This is a genomic window from Mucilaginibacter mali (genome assembly GCF_013283875.1).
Classification (GTDB): Bacteria; Bacteroidota; Bacteroidia; order Sphingobacteriales; family Sphingobacteriaceae; genus Mucilaginibacter; species Mucilaginibacter mali.
The window spans coordinates 5,406,646-5,425,288 of record NZ_CP054139.1 but is presented as its reverse complement, the minus strand read 5'-3'; the positions used below and the strand labels follow the sequence as shown (position 1 = coordinate 5,425,288).

The window sequence follows — 18,643 nt, the reverse complement described above, 5'->3', positions numbered from 1 at the left end:
TTATGATCCTCAAAAATAATGTTTTACGCAAATATTCAATAAATGTTATTCTTTTTATTCAATATTTATGCTGCCGGTTATCTGCTTTAAGGTAATTTCTGCTTGTTTGGCCTGGTATTGGGCATCAAAAAACTTCGATTGCGCGTCCAGATAGTTCCTTTGTGCCTCCCTGATCTCCAGCGGGGTGATGTTACCCAGTTTATATTTTTCCAGCGATATATCTAAATTCTTTTTGGCGATGGCCACATTAGCCTGCCCCAGCTTCACCAGGTCTAAGCCCGAAAGGTAGCTAACAAAAAGGTTATTAATTTGTGCCTCCACATTCAGGCGTACTTGTTTGGCATCTATCACCGCGTTATCAATTTGTATTTTGGCGTTGCGTTCCTTACGGGTTTGGTTAAAACCATCAAAGATGTTGATGGAGGCCGTCAGCCCATAGTTAAAGCCATGCGCATCCTGCGTGCGGGTAAAGCCCGCGGGAGTTTTGCTGTTGGTCCAGGTGTAGCCGCTGCCCACACTTAAGGTTGGCAAACGGGTAGCCTTTACCTGACGCAGGTTAATATCGGCCAAACGCTTACTAATCTCGGACGACAGGATAGCCGGGTTTTGCGTTTGCGCGCTGCTTAGGATATTCCCCAATGAAAGGTGCTGATCGACCACAATGGTATCTGCTACAGCAAAATCGGTTTGCAGGTCCCTTACAAGTAGTTGATTAAGCTTGATCTTATTAGCTTTAAACTGTTGCACCAGGCTAAGCAGGGTAGCGGTATCGGTATTCAGGTTCACCTGGGCGTTCAACGCGTCAAGACCTGAGGCCCGGCCTACCGAAAGCTTATCGTTAGCGATGCGCAATTGTGTGCGCGATATGGCGATGGCCCCCTTTTGCGCCTTGATCTGTTCGTTTTGGTTGATCAGATCGTAATAGGTGGCAATTACGTTGGCCATGGTGCTTTGTATGGTATCGCGCAGGCGCACATCGCTTAGCTGGTTCAGTTGCTTCAACTGATCGTAGTTGGCAAACATGGCAAAGCCATCAAAGAGGGTCCAGTTAAGGCTGGGGCCGTAACTAATATTGCTATTGCTGATGCCGTTAAGGTTATTTACGGTACCATCGCTGCGGGTTTGCTTGATGGTTTGCTTACTGTTATTAGTGGTCAGATCGGCGCTTACCTTTGGCAGCATGCCGGCCGCGCCCGGTGTAACATTGTTTTTGGCAATGCTGTTGTTGTTTTGGGCCAGCTTAATATTGTAGTTGTTTTTTAATGCTATCTCCACCGCTTCCTTAAGCGTTAGCATAGGCGCGTTTTGCGCACGGGTGCCAGGCGCCGTAGCGGTGCATAAAAACAGCAGGCAAACTATTTTACTAAATTTCATATCGCTTACAGCTTTTCTATCAATTTTGGTTGTTTAGGGTTCAGCCGCTTTTTTGGCTCGCTTACTTCTTCGTCTTCCGCGTCAGGGTCTTTACGCACCTTGGCGGCAATCATCATATAGATCATCGGGATCACATACAGTGTCAGCATCAGCGAGAACAGCATACCGCCGATGATCACGATACCCAGCGATACACGGCTTTTAGCGCCTGCACCCAAAGCAAGGGCAATTGGCACCGAACCCAGCACCACGGCCAAACTGGTCATCAGGATGGGGCGCAAACGTGCCGTAGCCGATTCAATCACGGCCTCATATTTGCTCAGTCCGTGTTCCATGCGCTGGTTGGCGAACTCCACAATTAAGATACCGTTTTTGGTTACCAGGCCCACAAGCGTGATCATACCGATCTCGCTAAAGATATTGAGCGTTTGGTTGAACAGCCATAGCGACAGGAACGCCCCCGCAATAGCCAGCGGCACGGTCATCATTACAATGAATGGGTCGATGAAGCTTTCAAACTGCGCGGCCAGTACCAGGTAGATCAACAACAGCGCGAACAGGAACGCGAACATGATGTTTGACGATGATTCCGAATAATCGCGCGATGGGCCGCTAAGGGCGGTACTGAATGTTTGGTCCAGTTGCTCTTTAGCGATGCGCTCCATTTCGGCAATGCCCTGGCTCATGCTCACACCTGGCGCTAAACCAGCCTGTATAGTGGCCGATTTAAAACGGTTAAAGTGATAGATAGATGGCGGAATGGCATCTTCGGATACCTTTACCACGTTATCCAGCTGCACCAGGCTACCGTTTGAACTACGTACGTATACCGATTTCAGATCCAGCGGCTGGTCGCGATTGGCGCGATCAACCTGTGCCACTACCTGGTACTGTTTACCATTTATCAGGAAGTAATCTACACGGCCGGCGCTATAGTATAATTGCAGTGTCGACGCGATATCGGCTACGCTCACACCCAAATCGCGGGCACGGTCGCGGTCGGTTACTACGGTTAGTTCGGGTTTGGTAAATTTCAAATCGACGTCGGCCGTTTGCAGTAAGGTGCTTTTCTGCACTTCGGCCAAAAAGCCCGGTAATACCTTTCGGATCTTCTCAAAGTCCTGGTTCTGCAATACAAACTGGATAGGCAACGATGTACGGGCACCGCTACCGCCGCCAGATATGGTTTGCTCCTGCACCACAATAGCGCGGGCATCCGGGAACTTAGCCAGTTTTTTGGTCATGTAATCGGCAATTTGTGCCTGGGTGCGTTTACGCTCATCGGGCTTAACTAAACCGATACGGCCAAAACCGGTATTTACCGAGCCTGCACCACCACGACCAAATGCTGTGATAGAGATGTTCACATTTTTTTCGGGGATGGAATCCTCAATCATTTGCGATACCTTATCCATGTAATTGCTGGTATACTCGTACGATGAACCTTCGGGCGCAGTTACCGAATAACGCAGCAGGCTGCGGTCATCAAGCGGTGCCAACTCTGATGGGATCACCTTTACAAAAATGTATACACCAATTAAACACACCGCCAGTATAGGCCACGATGTCCAGCGCCATTTCATGGCATTGGTCAGCGTTTCGGTATAGGCATTGGTCATACGCTCGAAAAAAGGCTCTGTCTTTTCGTAAAACTTCGATTTCTTCTGGTTCTTGCGAATCAGCTTTACGTTCAGCATTGGCGTAAGCGACAACGACACAAAGGCCGATATCAACACCGCCCCCGCTACCACCACCGCGAACTCGCGGAACAAGCGCCCGGTAAAGCCCTCTAAGAACACGATAGGCAAGAACACCGCCGCCAGCGTTACCGAAGTAGATACTACGGCAAAGAAGATCTCGGCCGAACCCTCGAACGCCGCCTTGCGGACATCCATGCCCGATTCTACCTTTTTATAAATGTTCTCCGTTACTACGATACCGTCATCCACCACAAGCCCCGTCGCCAATACAATGCCCAGCAGGGTAAGGATATTGATAGAGAAGCCGAATACGTACATGATAAAGAATGCACCGATAAGCGATACCGGGATATCTATCAACGGGCGGAAAGCGATCAGCCAGTCGCGGAAGAACAGGTAGATAATAATTACCACCAGGATGAACGATACCAGCAGCGTTTCCTTCACCTCGGTGATAGATTGGTTAATGAAGCGGGTATTATCCAGCGCTACTACTACTTTAATATCGGGTGGAAGGTCTTTTTTTATCTGCTCCAGGCGCTTGTAAAAGTCCTTGGCTATCTGCACATAGTTGGCACCTGGCTGCGGCACAATGGCCAAACCCACCTCGGGAACGCCCGATTCTTTCAACGATGACTCCTCATTAGCAGAACCTAATATGGCATAACCAACATCGCTAAAGTGGATCACCCGGTTGCTGTCGGCACGGATGATGAGGTCGTTAAAATCTTTTACGGTATGCAGCTTACCCAGGGCGCGAACGGCCAGCTCGGTATTGTTACCTTCAATTTTACCGGCAGGCAACTCCACGTTTTCTTTTGCCAGGGCATCCTTAATATCGGTAGCGGCCAGTTTAAGTGCCGATAGCTTGTTAGGGTCTATCCATAAACGCATGGCGTACTGGCGCTGGCCCTGTATGTTGATGGAGCTTACACCGGGGATGGTTTGCAGGCCCTCCTGCAATACGTTCTCGGCATAATCATCTACCTGGTTAATGTTACGGGTATTACTGCTAACGGTAAGCGTGATGATCTGGTCGGCACTGGCATCAGCCTTGGTTACTACCGGCGGGGCGTCGATATCCTGCGGCAGCTGGCGCTGTGCCTGCGATACCTTGTCGCGCACGTCGTTAGCGGCGGTTTCCAAATCGGCGTCAAGCGTAAACTCAACAGTAATGTTACTGCTACCTACCGAACTGCTCGACGTGATATTACGGATACCCGGCACACCGTTAATGGCTTTTTCCAGTGGCTCGGTGATCTGCGATTCGATAACATCAGAGTTAGCGCCCGAGTAGCTGGTACTTACAGAAATAATAGGCGGATCGACCGAGGGGAAGTCGCGCACGCCCAAAAAGGTATAGCCGATAACCCCAAATACCACTATCACAACCGATAATACGGTTGCCAGTACCGGCCTTTTTATACTTACTGAGGATAAACTCATAACCCTTATTTAATAACTTTAGTAATTTTTAAGGCCACTTTAGGGCGCATTTGTATAATGCCCGACACGATCAAACTATCTCCCGGCTTCAGGCCGTCGGTAATTTGGATCCTGGTATCGGTACGCAGATCGGTTTTTACAAATTGTGGTGTGGCTACGCCTTTTTTAACCAGGAATACCTTGCTGCTTTTCAAATCGGGGATAACTACCTCGGTAGGCACCATAATGGTTTTCGGGATCTGATCGAGCGTTAGGTTGATCTTAGCGAAAGCGCCTGCCTTTAACTCGTTTTTAGGGTTAGCAGCCTGCGCGCGGATAGTGATGGTGCGCGAGGTAGCATCGATAGCCGGCTCGATAGCATATACCTTGGCATTGTATTTTTTATTGCTGCTGGCTACGGTAAAGCTGATATTAGCCCCAGGCTGTATCAACGGCAGGTAACGTTCCGGTACCGAGAACGTCAGCTTAGCCGGATCGATATTGACCAGCGTAGCGATAGAGGTTGATGGCGACAGGTAGCCACCCGGACTAACATTACGCAAACCAATAGTACCGCTAAACGGCGCACGGATCTCGGTACGGGCTATCTGGGCTTTTATCATATCGCCCTGGGCATTAAGCGAGTTAAGGCTGGTTAACGATGTTTCGTACTCCTCTTTACTGATCGCTTCTTTTTCCAGCAATATCTTGTTGCGGTATTCGGTTTGCTTGGCTAAGGCCACCTGGTATTGCACCTGCTGGTACGATGCCTGCAGATCCTGGTTGTAAACCTTTACCAGCAGCTGGCCCTTGCTTACATAGCTACCCTCCTTAAAGTAAATGCCGGTGATATTGCCAGCCGTTTGGCTGATCAGGTTTACCTTTTCGTTGGCATCGATAGAACCGGTAACGTCGATGTTGTTGATCACCGTCGTATCCTTAACGATCATTACTTTAACGGGAATGGGGCCGCCCTTCTTTTTGCCGCCCTTGCCGCCTTTACCGCCGGCGCCGCCTGTTGCCGCCGCTGCCTCTTTGGCTTTTGCGCCCCAAAGCTTGCTGTAAACCAAATAGCCTATTATCAAGGCAATTATGATGTATGCAATATACCTGATCTTCATATTGTGTTTTATTGAATTACTTGTTAAGGTTAAGTTTTATGTTCATTTCCTGCGTGGCATAAGGTTTCAGGTTGTCTTCCATTTGCAGCAACACCCTGAAGAATATTTCCAGTTCCTGCGCCGGGATATCGCCTGCCACCAGCGCGTTAAGTTCGTCGAAAGTGGTCAGCATTTCGGGTACTTCCCGGTTGGCTTTTTCGGTTACACGCAGCAGGTGCTGCCGCCTGTCGGCCGGGTTTATTTCCCTATAAACATACCCACGTTCGGCCAGATTATCAATGATATTTACTACAGCCGATTTATCCTTTCCCATCTTATCGCCCAGGGCTTTTTGGGTAAGCTGGCCATCGTTAGCGCGTATCACCGAAAGGAAGTACCAATAGCGGTCAATATCCAAATGACCCAGCCTTTCCGACAGGACATTCAGGTATATTTTAGCCAGATGTATCAGCTTACGCGAAACGGGTTCTGTTACTTCGTTCATGTTTTTCAACAACGAAGATATAATAGTACGGTTTGCAGATAGTTGTATGTATCAACCATTTTACAGGATGGTGCGAGATACAGACTTATAGGTAGGGATTTGGGTATAACTGCGGTATTGGTCGCATCTGTAATCGCGATATATAATTTGAGAAAATTTAATTAATTTTGTATATGTCACAGCACATCGATTATAAGTTATACATAGAAGTGAACCCGGAAGTAAGGTTTGGTAAACCTGTTATTAAGGGTACCCGTATTACAGTATACGATGTTTTGCAATGGCTAGCCTCCGGAATGAGTCAGGAAGAGATACTCTCCGATTTTCCGCAATTAACTCAAGATCAATTGCTGGCATGCCTTGCTTACGCGGCTAATAAAGAACGTATTATAAAAGTAGCATGAGCGTTCGCCTTATCTCGGATGAAAATATATCCTGGCGATTAAAAAAACTTCTACCCGATTGGGATATTTTGCCCGCGAACGAGATTGATATTGAGAACAGAGTATCCGATATATTTATATGGCGATTTGCCAAAGCTAATCAATATCATATCCTTACATTCGATGAGGATTTTTCCGAATTGCAAAATCTTTATTCTTTCCCGCCCAAGATCATATGGCTGCGCACCGGGAATTGCAGTACTGCCGAAATTGCGAATTGCCTTAAGAAAGAACTTTTCACAATAGGCGCGTTCTTGCAAAATGATGAATTAGGTTTGTTAGAGATACACTTTTAATTCATATTTATTTGCCCTATTGCAAAGCTCCGTGCCCTCTTTGCTCCTCCCTCTGTGTCCTCCGTGGTTAATTCATCACTTCATTACTTTACATTCATTTGAACTTACAGGTATATATAAAAATTGTAAGTTTGCACCATGGAACAAAATATATTTGTTTACAACACTTTAACCCGTACCAAAGAAGCTTTTAAACCGCTAAACCCGCCCCACGTAGGCATGTATGTTTGCGGCCCTACCGTTTACAGCGATGCCCACATGGGCAATTGCCGTACCTATATATCGTTCGATCTGATATTCCGCTATCTTAACCATGTAGGTTATAAGGTGCGCTATGTGCGTAATATAACCGATGCCGGCCACCTGGAAGGCGATGCGGATGAGGGCGACGACAAAATTGCAAAAAAAGCCAAGCTGGAAAAGCTGGAGCCAATGGAGATCGTACAGCGTTACACCGTAGGTTTCCATGATGTAATGAAATTGCTGAATACGTTACCACCCAGCATCGAACCAACAGCTACCGGCCACGTGATAGAACAGATAGAACTGGTAAAAGAGATCCTAAACCGCGGTTACGCCTACGAGGTAAACGGTTCGGTTTATTTTGATGTAGAGAAATATAACGCCACGCAGGACTACGGCGTGCTGAACGGCCGCAACCTGGAAGACCTGCTGAACAATACCCGCAACCTGGGCGGACAGGACGAAAAACGCGGCAAGCTTGACTTTGCCCTGTGGATAAAAGCCAAACCCGAACACCTGATGAAATGGCCATCGCCCTGGGGCGTGGGTTTCCCGGGCTGGCATTTGGAGTGCTCGGCCATGAGTAATAAGTACCTGGGCCATCAATTTGATATCCACGGCGGTGGTATCGATTTGGTGCCTACCCACCACACCAACGAGATCGCCCAAAACGTGGCCAGCTGCGGCCATAACCCGGCCACTTATTGGATCCATACAAATATGCTGACGGTGAACGGGCAGAAGATGTCAAAATCATTAGGCAACAGCTTCCTGCCGCACGAGTTGTTTAGCGGCGATAACAAGATATTAAGCAAGGGCTACAGCCCCATGACGGTGCGCTTCTTTATGCTGCAGGCCCATTACCGTAGCACGCTGGATTTTGGTAACGATGCCATGGAAGCATCGGAAAAAGGCTTTAAACGCCTGATGAACGCCTTTAGCCTGCTGGATGGCCTGAAAGCATCGGCCACTACCGAAGTGGAAATAGCCCCTTTAAGGCAGCGTTGCTACGATGCCATGAATGATGATTTTAACAGCCCCGTGCTGATAGCCGAACTATTTGAGGCCACCCGTATCATCAATTCGGTGCACGATGGTAAACTGAAGATAGATGCTGATAACCTGCAACAGTTAAAAGATATGATGCAGGTATTTATTGTGGATGTTTTAGGCCTGCAGAACGAGGTTGCCGCTAACGACGACCTGCCGAAGGTGATGGACATGATCGTCAACCTGCGCGGCGAAGCCAAAAAGAACAGCGACTACGCCACATCAGACAAGATACGCGATGGCCTGCAAAAAATAGGCTTCCAGCTAAAAGACAGCAAGGACGGAACCACCTGGAATAAAATGTAGAAACAAAAACGCCTGCTATGAAGCAGGCGTTTTTGTTTTAGTGTTTTTTGTACTTATCAATGCAGCCCCAGTTGATTTAAAAAATGGGGGATAATTTGATGGTTCAAAATAATGGTAACCATAATACCGCAAATGGCCCCGAAGAAGTGCGCATCGTGATTAATGGTATCGCGCGATTGTTTAGAGGCGTACCAGCAGTAAATAAGATATAATATACCAAACAGCCATGCCGGCATTGGTATGGGCAAAAACATAAGATACATGCTGGCGGTTGGCGCAAACAATATGCAACTAAATATCACCCCGCTGATAGCCCCCGATGCGCCAAGGCTATGGTAGCCATAATCATCGCGATGTTTTACAATAGTTGGCAGATCGCTAAAGATCAGGCAAACAAAGTAAATTAAGCCAAATTGCCAGTGCCCCAAAAAATATCGCTCTAATGGAATAGCAAAGAAATAGAACGACATCATATTAAAGATCAGGTGCGTCCAATCCTTATGAATAAAGCCGCTGCTGATAATGGTATACTGCATACGCCCACGGGAAACACTGTAGGGGTGCAGCATCAACCGGCCATATAATTGCTCCTGCGAAAACACCAGCAAACTGATGGCTATCGTTACTACAAAAATGGTCCAGGCTACGGGAGCGGCTAAAAATATCTCTATCATTTATTTTTTAAAGTCAAATTTTATATCGGTAAGCACACGGCCTACAGGGTAGCGCTGATAGGTTTTCTCGTAATAAGGCGAGTTTTGGTAAACCCAGTTCAGTTGCGCGCGGCCGCTGCCGGCCAGTTGCGGGTTCTTCGCTTTTTCTTCGTCCAGTTGCTTGCGCACTTCGGGGTTCTTTTTCAGATACTCGGCGGCCGTGTCTTCAAATACATAGTCTGAGTACCCCTCCTTTTGCCCCAATACCGAATCGAAGAAGTTCCACGCGAAGAACGAATCGACACCCTGCGGCTCCAGCGTTTCCACAATATAACGGTTAAGTGCCTGGTTAGTGTATACCACATAGTCGCCCTCGTAAAATTTAATTTTGCGTTCAACTGTGGTTAACTTTACATTGCTGTGCAGGTAGTGGCCTTCGTACGGGCGCTGTCCGTTGGTGAAATCGCCCAGGTAATAAACCTGCAGGGCAACAGTGGTGTCGTGCGCCAGGCGGTGCATCACTACATTATTCAGTTTATACAGGTCGATGATCTTTCCCCATGCCTGCGGGATCACATAAGCCAGCGGCTTATCAACCGTTTGGGTTACCTTATAAGTGTTAAAATATTTTATCGGGTGGCTCCAGGGCTTACTGCGGTCGTAATATAAACGGCTCATGCCGCTTACCTCGCTGGGTTTGCGCAGCGCGGCATAACCTTTAAAGGTGATGGTGTCGTACTTAGATGCATCCAGTGTCCAGTTCATCGCGAAGCTGGTTTGGTTTTTCACCTGCTCGTCTGCATCGTGTTTTAGTTTACCGATCAACTGGTGATCGCGTTGTACAAGATCGATCAGGTGCACCATAAAATCATAAGTGCTGTATACGCGCTTATCAAAGGGCTTCAGCATGTGGGTTTCGGTAATATAGCTGATGATATTATGCTGCGCGGTATAACCGGTAGCATAACGTGGTGTTTCCAGGTAAGATACAATGCCCGAGTCGGGCGTGCCGCCGCGACCGCCCTCTACATAAGGGATCATCTCAAAACCGCTTTGTTTCATGCGTTTGTACAGTTCAGGCGAAAGCGTTTTGGTAGTATAGTCGGCCAGGATGGGGTTTTGCTTATCCTTTTGGGTTTCTATCAGCGTCATCACATACTGGTAGTCGGCGCCATCGCTGGTGTGGTTATCCAAAAAAATCTCGGGGTTCCAGGTGTTCAGGATCTGCATAAAGGCCAAAGCGTTACGGCTGTCGGCTTTAATAAAATCACGGTTCAAATCAAGATTGCGATAATTGCCGCGGAAGCCATAAGCTTCGGGGCCGTTTTGGCTTACACGTGAAAGGCCGCGGTTAAGGCAACCATCAATATTATAAACGGCGATGAAGCAAAGCACCACATCATTTGGCAGTTTATTTTTTTGCAGCAGGTCGCGGATCAGCATCATGCTGGCATCAATACCTTCGGGTTCGCCGGGGTGGATGCCGTTATTGATGAGCAGCACACGTTTGTTTTGCTTTTTGACCTGTGCCGGATCGAACACTTTATTTTTGGATAATACCACCAGCGTTAATGGCTTGCCGATATCGGTCATTCCGTAGTTGATCAGCTTCATTTGCGGGTACTTCTTGCTCAGCCCCTGATAATAGCTGATCACTTCTTTATAAGTGGCCGTGTAGTTTTTGTCTTTGCTTTTTTCAAAAGGTGTTAGCTGGGCCTTGGCGCTAATAATAGCAAGACTTAGCAATGCGATAAGTAAAGTTCTCTTCATTTTGGTCGATCAGTTAAGTAGTAAAGGGATTTTATAGATGCGAAATAGTGCCCCATCCATCAAACTCACAATCAAATATATATCCTAATTCACACATTTGTCTTGTCGGTTGTGCAACAATATTGTCGGGAATCTGAAAATACAGGTGATGCCGGCCCTTATTTTTCTGCCGCTATTTCTGCCTGCAATTTTTTAGGCAAACTTTTCCGTACAAGATCATACGAGTGGTCTATCATATCGCGCAGTTGCTTTTCGGTAAGGCTGCCGCTCATAAAAACGGTGTTCCAATGCGTTTTATTCATGTGATAGCCCGGCTGTACTTCAGTGTGTTGTTCACGCAGTTCAACAACCAGTTCAGGGTCGCATTTCACATTGAAACGGTCGCCTTCGGATAAGCCGCTCAGCAAAAACATCTTGCCGCCAACTTTAAAAACCAATGTGTCCTCACCAAAGGGGAAACCCTCGGTAACGCCCGGTTTAATAATGCAATATTCGCGCAGGGTTTCAATGTTCACAACCGTTTACCTGATGGATTTAATGTATGATACCGAATTGCCGAAGTTGATCTTTATGCCCACTGTAATCGCCCTGAACATATCCTGCGCGTTATTTTTAAAATGGTTGTTGGGGTCATCATATCCGTCAAGTCCTTCGGCAAAGGTAAGGTTATGCGTGTAGGTAAAGTTGATGGACATAAAAGGCTCATCATCGTAATTGTAGATCTTAAATTCGTACCCCAATCTTACCGGTATCAGGGCATTAACAGAGTGGTCTTTACCCGGAAAAACATACTCGGGAATATCGGCCGCGTTACGTCTTACCGAGGTAATATTATTAAATATGGCGCCTACGCCCAGCCCCATGTACAAGCCTTTTAAGCGCTGCATAAAAAAATCACCCTCATATTCGGTTATCTCGCCCAGTTGCAAATCGGCATGAACATTAAAAGCCAGGTAATTGTTCACAAAATAGCGGTGCGATGGGTCGGTAAGGTCGTTTCCGCCCGACAGTTTACCTATCTGCCCCTCCAGTGCGAATGGAAGATAAGGACTGTAATTGTAAAACAGGTCGAAATACATGCCTTTGTTTGTATCATTTTGGCGCAGGTCCGAATATGGCCGTGTTGTGCCGTAGCCACCGCCAATGCCCCATTCAGAATAATTATACTGTGCTTTTGCCGAAACAGTGCCAATAAAAAAGGCGATAATGAAGAGATATTTTTTCAATGTTTAGTAGCAGCTAATAAATTTAAAGCGAATCATTTAAATATTCCCAAAAATAAAATAACATCGTTAATCTTGTAGTGTTTTATGATGAATACAGATAATTTAACCTATAGTTTAAAAGAGCGCTTTTTGCGCTATGTACAGATCGATACGCAGTCGGATCCTGAATCGCCAACCTGTCCATCTACCGAAAAGCAAAAGGACCTGGGGCACCTGCTGGTTAAGGAACTGCTGGAAATGGGTGTAACCGACGCGCACCTGGACGAACAGGGATACGTTTATGCCACTATCCCATCAAATACCGATAAGGATGTGCCGGTGATCTGCTTTTGTTCGCACATGGATACCGCGCCCGATTGCAGCGGGACCGGCGTAAAACCCATTGTGCATCGCAATTACCAGGGGCAGGATCTGGTATTACCCGATGACAACACACAGGTATTACGCATGAGCGAACACCCCGACCTGAAAAATCAAATAGGCAACGATATCATCACCGCCAGTGGCACTACCCTGCTTGGCGCAGATAATAAGGCGGGTGTAGCCGAAATAATGGATGCCTGTTATCAACTGATAAACCACCCGAAGATAAAACACGGAAAGATCAGGATATTGTTTACGCCCGATGAGGAAATTGGCCGCGGTGTGGATAAAGTAAACATTGCTAAACTGGGCGCTTATGCCGGTTATACCATGGATGGTGAAAGCGCCGGACATATCGAAAACGAGACCTTCAGTGCCGATGGCGCTAAACTAATAATTAATGGCGTGAGCGCACACCCGGGCTTTGCCAAGGGCAATATGGAAAGCGCCATAAAAATTGCCGGGCAAATTGTGGCCGCACTGCCATTTGAACTATCGCCCGAGGGCACATCAGATAAGCAAGGTTTTGTACACCCGGTTGGTATAAAAGGCCACGTAGAACAGGCGGAAATAGAATTTATCATCCGCGATTTTGAGGATGATAAGTTAAAAGAGCATGCAGATGTGATCCGAACTATAACCGAAAAGGTTTTGCAGCAGTTCCCGGGCTCAAGCTATCAGCTAACTACAAAACCCCAATACCGCAACATGAAACAGGTGCTGGATAAGCACCCGCAAATAACCGAATACGGTATCGAGGCTATCAGGCGCGCGGGTATGACCCCGCATTTACAAAGTATCCGCGGCGGTACAGATGGTTCGCGGCTATCGTTTATGGGCTTGCCTTGCCCTAATATCTTCGCGGGCGAACACGCCTTTCATGGCCGGCAGGAGTGGGTATCGGTACAGGATATGCAAAAGGCGGTGCAAACGATATTGCATTTATGTATGGTTTGGGAGGAGAAAGCCTAAAATTACAGTGATGAGATACTTGTATATAAGATCGGTGATGTTTGTTATACTCGTCTTATTAACAATTGCCTGTAATAACAGAATAAATTCAAAAAACACGCCGGTTATTGCACCAGGCGATCTTCGTACCGCTATCATTAAAAGCCTCAAGAGCCCATTTTTAAAAACAGATACTTTAATTGTTGACGATGAATGGGGTTTTTGCGGTAACAGTAAACCAGAAGAGATCCCTGTTATATTCGATTTAAAAATAGATAGCACCATTTATCGTGCGCAATTATTTAAGGTTACAAACCAGACCATCGTAACTATGAAAGAATATGAGGCGATAATGGATACGGTGTTAAAATATAAGTTTAAGGGCGAATATCCCGAAAGTTTATGGGATACCTGTAGAATTGGGAAAACGATTGCCAGTATACATGCCGAACAAATTTCGCCAACCAAAGTAAGATTGTACGAACAGTATTTGTTGAACGACAAAAGCCAATCGCTAACAAAAGAGTTTAATTTTACTGCAAACAGATGGATCGCTCATTTAATGGAGCAATCTGATAGTAATGAATGATCAGACAGATTGTCCGCGCCATACCTTCCGCCAATCGAAATAACCAATAACAGCTATCGCAATATACACCCCAAACATAAAAGCATAAGCCTGTAGATCTTTAATGCTGTAAATTACTACGTAGATGATATCTACAAAAACCCATATCAGCCAGTTCTCTAAAACTTTACGGGCCATCAGTACCTGCGCGGCCAGGCTTACTACGGTACAAAAACTATCAAGATAGGGGAAAGCGGGGGGCTGGTAATGTAGCTTGGCTGCAAAGGTGATCAGCGTATAACCCAGTGCCGGGGTTATTAAAACAACGCATAGTAACGTTACCAGTATTTGCTGGCGCGATATCAGCACAACAGGCCGCTTGTCGTCGCCGCTTTTGCGCTTGCTCCACACATACCAGCCGTAAATATTAATAATGGTAAGATAGGTGTACTGCAACATATCGGCATACAATGCCTTGCCGGCCATTACATAAACTGTAATTACAGTGCTGATGATGGCGACAGGCCAGTTCCAGATATTATTAATAGCCGCCAAATAAACGCAGATCAACCCTGTGATGACAGCGATGACCTCCAGCCAGCTTAATTCGTGCCACCATGTGGACAATGATTGGATCAGGTGTTGCATATAGTCTGAACCTTGATTAAACAGTTATACAAGATTACAGGATTTATGCGAGATGGCCGAAAATAAAAAAGGATGACAGGAAAAATCCTGTCATCCTAAAAATCTGTTTAATCCTGGTTCAGACTACCAAATTTTCACCCTTTGGCTTGGGTCCAGCCACATTTTATCACCTTTCTTAATACCGAAGGCCGTATAAAACTCCGGTACATCGGTAAACGGCCCGTTCACACGTAAGAAGCCGGGAGAGTGTACATCCGTCAGGATCTGGTTAGCCAACGATTCATCGCGGGTATGGCCCAGCCAGCCCAGCGCGTAGCCTAAAAAGAAACGCTGCATGGGTGTTAAGCCGTTTATTTTTTTGCCTTCTTTATATTGTTTGGTCTTTTTAAAAGCGTCGATACCCAAAACAATACCGCCCAGGTCGGCAATGTTTTCGCCTAAGGTGGCTTTACCGTTTATGTGCAGGCTATCCAGCACTACATAACCGTTAAACTGTTGCACCAGCATTTCAGCACGTTGGGTAAACTTTGCCGAATCCTGCTTGGTCCACCAGCTTTTCAGGTTGCCTTTGGCATCATACTGGCGGCCTTCATCGTCAAAGCCGTGGGTAATTTCGTGGCCAATCGTTGATGCGGCGGCATAACCATAAACTACGGCATCGTCCACATCGGCATCCTTAACACCCGGTATCATAAACTGGGCGGCGGGCAGGGTGATCTCGTTATTGGTTGGGCTATAACTGGCGTTATAGGTTTGCGGTGTCATGCCCCACTCGCTATGATCTACCGGTTTGCCCAGTTTGTTAACATTGTTAAGATAAGCCCAATGCCTGGCGCGCATTACATTGCCTGCGTACGATACACGGTCGATATCCAATGTTGAGTAATCCTTCCATTTGTCCGGGTAACCAACTTTCGGGTGGATGGCGTTCAGTTTGGTCAACGCCTTTTGCTTGGTGGCGGCGCTCATCCAGTCTAGTTTGGCAATATGCTCGCGGTATGATTGGCGCATGGCCTCTACCATTTGGTTATAACGTACTTTTGATGTTTGGGGGAAGTATTCCTTCACAAACAACTGGCCCAGCAGTTCGCCCATCAGTTGGTTCTCGGTATCGGTCACCCGTTTAATGCGGGGCAACTGCTCTTTACGACCAGCCAGCACCTTGCCGCTAAAGCGGAAGCTTTCATCATCAAATGCCTTGTTCAGGTACGGAGCATAGGCCGATAACACCTTCCAGCGCAGGTAAGCCTTCCAGTCATCAACAGAAAAAGTGGTCAGCGCCTTGTTAACCGCGCGCAGGTATTCCGGTTGACCGACGATCACGGTATCCACCGGTTTATATTCCATCAGCCTGAATTGCTCGCTCCAGTTGATGGCCGGGGTAAGGGCGTTCAATTTGGCCAGCGGCATTTTATTATAGTTGCGATACGGGTCGCGCATATCCTCCAGCTTGCGGTTACTGTCGGCCAAAAACTTCTCTATTTTATAAATGCTTTCCGCACCCTTAGTGGCTTTCGCCTCGTCCCAGCCCGATAGCTTCAACATGGTGGGCAAGTGATTGGTGGTATAATCCGTACGGATCTTAGTGGTGCGGGCATCGGTTTTAAAATAATAATCGCGGTTGGGTAGGCCCAGGCCGCCCTGGCTCATCTGCACCAACATTTTTACGCTGTTCTTATCGTCCTGCCCAACACGCGCGCCCAGCATGGTGCGCACGCCATAAGCGCCAACATAGGCTGTCGCGGCTAAAATGCCTTTTACATCCTGCGCGCGGTCTATCATGTCCAGCTGTGCTTTGATGGGGTTCAGCCCCGCACGCTCGATACCTATGGTATCCAGCCCGCTGAAGTAGAAATCGCCGATTTTTTGTGTGGTGCTGCCTTTGGGCGCATTGGCTTTCAGCGCGGCTTCGTTAATATTGCGCAGGCGCTCGCGGATATCCTCGCCCACCACGTTGCCAATGCCCCAGCTTGAATAAGCATTGGGGATAGGATTGCGCTTGATCCAGCCGCCATTGGCATACAGGAAAAAGTTGTCGCCGGGTTTTACCGATTTATCCAGGTTATCATAAACCGGGTCGGTTTTGGGTTTTGGCCCGGTAAAGGCACAAAGTGCTACAGCCGATACCATAGCAAGGCCGGCCAAATAATGTTTATTGAAATTCATATCTATAATAAAAATGAGATCGGTTAATGATCAAACCTAAATAAAATGCCTGTACTTGCTTTGCCGCGCATGTAACAATATATACCGATGTGCTCAATTCACCATTTTCGCACATTTTTGTCTGTATAAAAATACAACAGTGTATAGTATGACAGAAAAACGGACTTTTATATATACAGCCCCACCGGAGCCGGTTAAATACATTTTAATATATCCCCTGGAAAAAGCCCGAGAGCGAAACATCAAAATAATAGCAAACCTTACGTAAAGTGTCTAATCGCACATCAATCTTACCCGACTCGAGGCGGGCGATATTGATGTTGGTTTCGCTGTAAAACTTCTCCTGGGTAACCTGATTTTGGCGTCGCAAGCGTTTTATTTGCAGCGATACCTTCTTTTTAAAAGCATCTTCAGAATTATTAAGATATTCAAAATCAGTGAGTAACATATATATCAATCTATTTTAATGAGTATTGAATTGTATAAAATTAAAAAAATTAAATACTCGTTATATATCCTGCCCCAAATATGGAACATATTTCCAAATTCTGACGTATAAGTAGTTGTTTACTGAATTTTATGGCTTTACATTTGTTATTAATTACACGGCACTACCATATCTGTGAAAGGTAAAAGATAATAAAGGAATACATCTACCAGTGAAAAACTTTATTTTGAATTCTCAGACGCCCAAGCTGAGGTTTTTTTGTTCTTTGTTTTGGGTTTAATCAATAGTTTAAATTAATTAGGGGAAAGGGAGCTTCGCAAGAGCTCTCTTTTTTTTGACAAAAATTGGGGCTGCCGACTTGAGTAAAAGCCGTTGCCATGGTTTTTATGATACCCCCGGCATTAGTGCAAGGCTTCGCCAAAGATAAAATACGAGGTAGGCCTCCCATCCTTTAAATTTCTTGAACAAGGCAGGCATGCCGGACAGGTCCTTTTTATCAGCTATAATCTCATGCTTTAACAATGCGTTAAGCAAACCTGCATCGCCGTACGGTATAGCCGATTGATCGCGCAGGTATTTCATCAGCACATAATTAGCTGTCCAGATCCCTATTCCCTTTTGTGCGGTAAGCAGTTCGCGGCGGGTACTGGTATCGGGCAAAGCCATTAATATCGTCTTATCAATTTTCCTACCAGCAAATGCGGCGGCAATACTTTTAAGATAGTTTATTTTACTGCCCGATAGCTGCATTGCTCTTAATTCTTCATCGTTAGCGTTTGCAATTGCGGCGGGCGATGGGAATATATAATGCCTGGTATCTTCATGCTCGATAAAATCGCCATACTTTTCAATCAGCCGGCGCTTAAGCTTGTATGCGAAGGTAAGGTTGATCTGCTGGCTCATAATTGCCCAGGCCAGCGCTTCAAACAGATCGGGCATGCCTACCAATTTCAGGTTAGTGAAATCATCGGCCATGTACGATAATTTGTCGTCAGCCTTCAACAGGTCATAAAACGGGGTGACGTCTGTATTTAGGTCGAACCATTCGCTAATGAAATTTTTAACAAATGCGGCTGTCTCTTCGGTACGGTTGCCGTAAAGCCATTCTATTTTTACCGATGATGTATTGGGGATGATCTTCACCAGTAGTTTTTCATCATCAACCTTAAAAGCACGGTATACACAATCGGTGCCGACGCGATAAACAGGATCATCAAACCCGCGGGACAGGAACCACAGCAGTTCGGTTGGATTGATGGGGTTCGTTAACAGAATCTCGTCCATTTAAAATATTTTCAAATGCAAGTTCGGGAAATTTTTATCATGCACTTATTAAAAACCCCCGCAAACAATATTGCATGTAAAGAAAATGTGGTTTAACAATTTGTTAATCACTTTTACTTGATTA

The 18,643-nt window shown here is 46.3% G+C and carries 17 protein-coding genes; 5 read left to right on the top strand and 12 right to left on the bottom strand.

Annotated features, from left to right (window positions below):
• Nucleotides 1–54 precede the first annotated feature (54 nt).
• Genes HQ865_RS23025 through HQ865_RS23010 form a run of 4 tightly spaced genes read right to left on the bottom strand, consistent with a single transcriptional unit; the run spans nucleotide 55 to nucleotide 6,104 of the window.
• Nucleotides 55–1,374, bottom strand: a complete 1,320-nt coding sequence (locus HQ865_RS23025; RefSeq protein WP_173417159.1) for a TolC family protein — start codon at nucleotides 1,372–1,374, stop codon at nucleotides 55–57.
• A 5-nt stretch (nucleotides 1,375–1,379) separates the two neighbouring features.
• Nucleotides 1,380–4,520 (bottom strand): efflux RND transporter permease subunit, encoded by a 3,141-nt coding sequence (locus HQ865_RS23020; protein ID WP_173417158.1) that lies wholly within the window; start codon nucleotides 4,518–4,520, stop codon nucleotides 1,380–1,382.
• A gap of 5 nt (nucleotides 4,521–4,525) precedes the next feature.
• The gene (locus HQ865_RS23015) at nucleotides 4,526–5,620 is read right to left on the bottom strand and encodes an efflux RND transporter periplasmic adaptor subunit (protein WP_173417157.1); all 1,095 of its coding nucleotides are present in this window, start codon (nucleotides 5,618–5,620) and stop codon (nucleotides 4,526–4,528) included.
• 16 nt (nucleotides 5,621–5,636) lie between these two features.
• A complete protein-coding gene (locus HQ865_RS23010; protein WP_173417156.1) occupies nucleotides 5,637–6,104 on the bottom strand; it encodes a MarR family winged helix-turn-helix transcriptional regulator in 468 nt (155 codons plus the stop codon).
• A gap of 173 nt (nucleotides 6,105–6,277) precedes the next feature.
• Between HQ865_RS23010 and HQ865_RS23005 the strand changes: the two genes are divergently transcribed.
• The 3 genes from HQ865_RS23005 (at nucleotide 6,278) to cysS (ending at nucleotide 8,442) form a co-directional block, all read left to right on the top strand.
• Entirely contained in the window at nucleotides 6,278–6,508 is a 231-nt protein-coding gene (locus HQ865_RS23005) for a DUF433 domain-containing protein (RefSeq protein ID WP_202020421.1), read from the top strand.
• A complete protein-coding gene (locus HQ865_RS23000) occupies nucleotides 6,505–6,843 on the top strand; it encodes a DUF5615 family PIN-like protein (RefSeq protein ID WP_173417155.1) in 339 nt (112 codons plus the stop codon). The genes HQ865_RS23005 and HQ865_RS23000 overlap by 4 nt, the downstream gene beginning before the upstream one ends.
• Nucleotides 6,844–6,981: 138 nt before the next feature.
• A complete protein-coding gene (cysS, locus tag HQ865_RS22995) occupies nucleotides 6,982–8,442 on the top strand; it encodes a cysteine--tRNA ligase (protein ID WP_173417154.1) in 1,461 nt (486 codons plus the stop codon).
• Between the two features lie 56 nt (nucleotides 8,443–8,498).
• Here the strand turns inward: cysS and HQ865_RS22990 are convergent, their stop codons facing one another.
• From HQ865_RS22990 to HQ865_RS22975, 4 genes are all read right to left on the bottom strand, one after another.
• A complete protein-coding gene (locus HQ865_RS22990) occupies nucleotides 8,499–9,116 on the bottom strand; it encodes a rhomboid family intramembrane serine protease (protein ID WP_173417153.1) in 618 nt (205 codons plus the stop codon).
• Complete coding sequence (locus tag HQ865_RS22985) at nucleotides 9,117–10,865, bottom strand: M14 family zinc carboxypeptidase (protein ID WP_173417152.1); 1,749 nt, start codon at nucleotides 10,863–10,865, stop codon at nucleotides 9,117–9,119. It lies immediately after the preceding gene.
• A 158-nt stretch (nucleotides 10,866–11,023) separates the two neighbouring features.
• Nucleotides 11,024–11,380, bottom strand: coding sequence for an MmcQ/YjbR family DNA-binding protein (locus tag HQ865_RS22980; protein ID WP_173417151.1), 357 nt, complete (start codon nucleotides 11,378–11,380; stop codon nucleotides 11,024–11,026).
• A gap of 6 nt (nucleotides 11,381–11,386) precedes the next feature.
• Complete coding sequence (locus tag HQ865_RS22975; protein WP_173417150.1) at nucleotides 11,387–12,091, bottom strand: hypothetical protein; 705 nt, start codon at nucleotides 12,089–12,091, stop codon at nucleotides 11,387–11,389.
• 84 nt (nucleotides 12,092–12,175) lie between these two features.
• On the opposite strand from HQ865_RS22975, the gene pepT reads away from it, so the two are divergent.
• Entirely contained in the window at nucleotides 12,176–13,426 is a 1,251-nt protein-coding gene (gene pepT / locus HQ865_RS22970) for a peptidase T (protein ID WP_394353356.1), read from the top strand.
• Nucleotides 13,427–13,436: 10 nt separating this feature from the next.
• Nucleotides 13,437–13,994 carry a hypothetical protein gene (locus HQ865_RS22965; RefSeq protein WP_173417149.1) on the top strand — a complete coding sequence of 186 codons (558 nt, stop codon included), beginning with the start codon at nucleotides 13,437–13,439 and terminating at the stop codon, nucleotides 13,992–13,994.
• On the opposite strand, the gene pnuC is transcribed toward HQ865_RS22965, so the two are convergent.
• The 4 genes from pnuC to HQ865_RS22945 all read right to left on the bottom strand — a co-directional run bounded on the left by pnuC (nucleotide 13,995) and on the right by HQ865_RS22945 (nucleotide 18,519).
• A complete protein-coding gene (pnuC, locus tag HQ865_RS22960) occupies nucleotides 13,995–14,621 on the bottom strand; it encodes a nicotinamide riboside transporter PnuC (RefSeq protein ID WP_173417148.1) in 627 nt (208 codons plus the stop codon).
• Between the two features lie 123 nt (nucleotides 14,622–14,744).
• The gene (locus tag HQ865_RS22955; RefSeq protein WP_173417147.1) at nucleotides 14,745–16,787 is read right to left on the bottom strand and encodes a M13 family metallopeptidase; all 2,043 of its coding nucleotides are present in this window, start codon (nucleotides 16,785–16,787) and stop codon (nucleotides 14,745–14,747) included.
• A gap of 205 nt (nucleotides 16,788–16,992) precedes the next feature.
• Nucleotides 16,993–17,235 (bottom strand): helix-turn-helix domain-containing protein, encoded by a 243-nt coding sequence (locus HQ865_RS22950; RefSeq protein WP_173417146.1) that lies wholly within the window; start codon nucleotides 17,233–17,235, stop codon nucleotides 16,993–16,995.
• Between the two features lie 384 nt (nucleotides 17,236–17,619).
• Nucleotides 17,620–18,519 carry a DNA-3-methyladenine glycosylase family protein gene (locus tag HQ865_RS22945; RefSeq protein WP_173417145.1) on the bottom strand — a complete coding sequence of 300 codons (900 nt, stop codon included), beginning with the start codon at nucleotides 18,517–18,519 and terminating at the stop codon, nucleotides 17,620–17,622.
• Nucleotides 18,520–18,643: the final 124 nt, after the last annotated feature.

Coding starts and splice junctions, on each gene's coding strand:
- HQ865_RS22990 (WP_173417153.1), bottom strand. CDS start 9,116: ATGATAGAGATATTTTTAGCCGCTCCCGTAGCCTGGACCATTTTTGTA.
- HQ865_RS22955 (WP_173417147.1), bottom strand. CDS start 16,787: ATGAATTTCAATAAACATTATTTGGCCGGCCTTGCTATGGTATCGGCT.
- HQ865_RS23000 (WP_173417155.1), top strand. CDS start 6,505: ATGAGCGTTCGCCTTATCTCGGATGAAAATATATCCTGGCGATTAAAA.
- pnuC (WP_173417148.1), bottom strand. CDS start 14,621: ATGCAACACCTGATCCAATCATTGTCCACATGGTGGCACGAATTAAGC.
- HQ865_RS22985 (WP_173417152.1), bottom strand. CDS start 10,865: ATGAAGAGAACTTTACTTATCGCATTGCTAAGTCTTGCTATTATTAGC.
- cysS (WP_173417154.1), top strand. CDS start 6,982: ATGGAACAAAATATATTTGTTTACAACACTTTAACCCGTACCAAAGAA.
- HQ865_RS23020 (WP_173417158.1), bottom strand. CDS start 4,520: ATGAGTTTATCCTCAGTAAGTATAAAAAGGCCGGTACTGGCAACCGTA.
- HQ865_RS23025 (WP_173417159.1), bottom strand. CDS start 1,374: ATGAAATTTAGTAAAATAGTTTGCCTGCTGTTTTTATGCACCGCTACG.
- HQ865_RS22945 (WP_173417145.1), bottom strand. CDS start 18,519: ATGGACGAGATTCTGTTAACGAACCCCATCAATCCAACCGAACTGCTG.
- HQ865_RS23010 (WP_173417156.1), bottom strand. CDS start 6,104: ATGAACGAAGTAACAGAACCCGTTTCGCGTAAGCTGATACATCTGGCT.
- pepT (WP_394353356.1), top strand. CDS start 12,176: ATGATGAATACAGATAATTTAACCTATAGTTTAAAAGAGCGCTTTTTG.
- HQ865_RS23005 (WP_202020421.1), top strand. CDS start 6,278: ATGTCACAGCACATCGATTATAAGTTATACATAGAAGTGAACCCGGAA.
- HQ865_RS22950 (WP_173417146.1), bottom strand. CDS start 17,235: ATGTTACTCACTGATTTTGAATATCTTAATAATTCTGAAGATGCTTTT.
- HQ865_RS23015 (WP_173417157.1), bottom strand. CDS start 5,620: ATGAAGATCAGGTATATTGCATACATCATAATTGCCTTGATAATAGGC.
- HQ865_RS22965 (WP_173417149.1), top strand. CDS start 13,437: ATGAGATACTTGTATATAAGATCGGTGATGTTTGTTATACTCGTCTTA.